The 1,571-nt window shown below is 57.3% G+C and carries 4 protein-coding genes; 2 read left to right on the top strand and 2 right to left on the bottom strand.

Annotation, left to right across the window (positions count from 1 at the left end):
* Positions 1–334, top strand: a 334-nt coding sequence (locus BOO71_RS27165) for a DDE-type integrase/transposase/recombinase (protein ID WP_139323039.1), incomplete at its 5' end; no start/stop codon positions are given.
* Between the two features lie 30 nt (positions 335–364).
* Positions 365–586: an integrase core domain-containing protein gene (locus BOO71_RS29210; RefSeq protein WP_083653626.1), complete on the top strand. Its 222-nt coding sequence runs from the start codon at positions 365–367 to the stop codon at positions 584–586.
* A 108-nt stretch (positions 587–694) separates the two neighbouring features.
* Here the strand turns inward: BOO71_RS29210 and BOO71_RS18640 are convergent, their stop codons facing one another.
* Together BOO71_RS18640 and BOO71_RS18635 are read right to left on the bottom strand one after the other, a co-directional pair.
* A complete protein-coding gene (locus BOO71_RS18640; protein ID WP_075834907.1) occupies positions 695–913 on the bottom strand; it encodes a hypothetical protein in 219 nt (72 codons plus the stop codon).
* Positions 914–1,177: 264 nt separating this feature from the next.
* Positions 1,178–1,571: transposase (locus BOO71_RS18635; RefSeq protein ID WP_139323038.1), on the bottom strand; the 394-nt coding region annotated here is incomplete at its 5' end.

Raw genomic sequence — 1,571 nt, 5'->3', positions numbered from 1 at the left:
GCGTGGGAAGAGGAAGTTCCGCACAACCACCAAAGCGAAATCTTCGCATCCACTCGTAGAAAATCTTCTTGCCAGGAATTTTGCCGCCGACGGTCCGAATCAGAAATGGGCGACGGACATCACGTATTTACCCACCCAGGAGGGTTGGCTGTACCTGGCCACGGTCATGGACCAGTACTCACGGAAAATTGTCGGCTGGGCGCTGAATGAGCGACTTCACACGCCGCTGGTCACAGCGGCGTTGGGAATGGCCGTCGAGCGTCGACAGCCACCAGGAGGGCTGCTCCACCATTCAGACAGGGGGAGCCAATACACGAGTGAGGTCTACAAGTAGGCGCTGGACAGACTGCGCGCGATTCAGAGCATGAGTGAGAAAGGAGAATGCTGGGATAACGCCGTTCAGGAAAGCTTTTTCGCGACGTTGAAGACGGAACTGGAGCTTGGAAAGGCGCAGTGGGGTCGTGTCCAGACACGAACAGAAGTTTTTGAGTGGACCCGGATGTTCTATAACCGCCAGCGTCGTCACTCCGCGTTGGGCTACCGGTCCCCGGCGGCCTTTGAGGAGCAAGCCCCCATCCCGAACTGAGCCTCCACCAAACCCTTGACAGATCAGAGACGGCCCGCCTGCGGAACGAAGATCCCGTAGCCGTGCTGATGGCCCTTCGGCGCTAATCAGATACCAGTAAATGAAGGGTCAGGGCGACAGGCAACTATCTTCTGGCCCTCGCAGTAACGCCATCTGCTGGAGGGTGGCGCTGATCCTCACGCGGCCCTTGAGGTACAGGTCAGACATCACTTCCTTGCCAAAAATGTGGCTGAGGCGGCGGCTGGTCAACTCGATGACCTGCTCCCCTCCAGGCTCGCCACTGATTTCAAAGAGATCATGTTGGTGGTCCCTGGCACCCAGCAGCACCGCAGATCCTGCATGACGCGAACTCCGGGCGAGAGTAGGGTTGTCAACACCACACGGCGCGACTTGATAGCATTCCTTCGCAACGAGATGGTGAATTAGGCGGATGGAACCTGAGAAGCAGTCCTGGAGAACCTCCAGCAACAACAAGGCGTAGACACCTGAGCCTGGTTAGATAAATTCGGCCTGATCAGATTGATGCATTGATCTTAGCTGATGCGATTCTGATGATCGCAATCAATGACCCAATCCACATTGACCAGATCCTCAGTACCTGACACTTTCAGAGTCAGGCTGACTGGGTGAGGGAAAAGCGGTCATCAAGAGTGCGAGAAAAGTTTGGAAGAGGGGACGCTGCCAGCGCAGGGCGTCACACAGCAGATCCCAGCCATATTGGGCCAGACTCATGGCCCTGCGCCCGTGGGCTTTGACTGCGATGGGAAGCGCATCTGCGCGCCATGCGCCGATCCGCACCATCCAGGCATACGCGAGACTGAGCAGAAGAAAGAGGCGTCCGATGCGGTCTGGCGCGGTCATGTGGGTGTCCTCCAAACCCAGACCGCGAGACTTCATACCGCTGAATGTGCATTCGATCCCCCAGCGCATTCGGTAGACCTGCAAGACGTCGTAAAGGGGCAGATCAGAAGCGACGATGACGCGC

The sequence above is a fragment of the Deinococcus marmoris genome (assembly GCF_001949125.1).
Classification (GTDB): Bacteria; Deinococcota; Deinococci; order Deinococcales; family Deinococcaceae; genus Deinococcus; species Deinococcus marmoris_A.
This window is presented reverse-complemented; position numbering and strand designations above follow the sequence as displayed.

Excerpts from the sequence above, each read along its gene's own strand:
- BOO71_RS29210 (WP_083653626.1), top strand. The coding sequence starts at position 365 with ATGAGTGAGAAAGGAGAATGCTGGGATAACGCCGTTCAGGAAAGCTTT.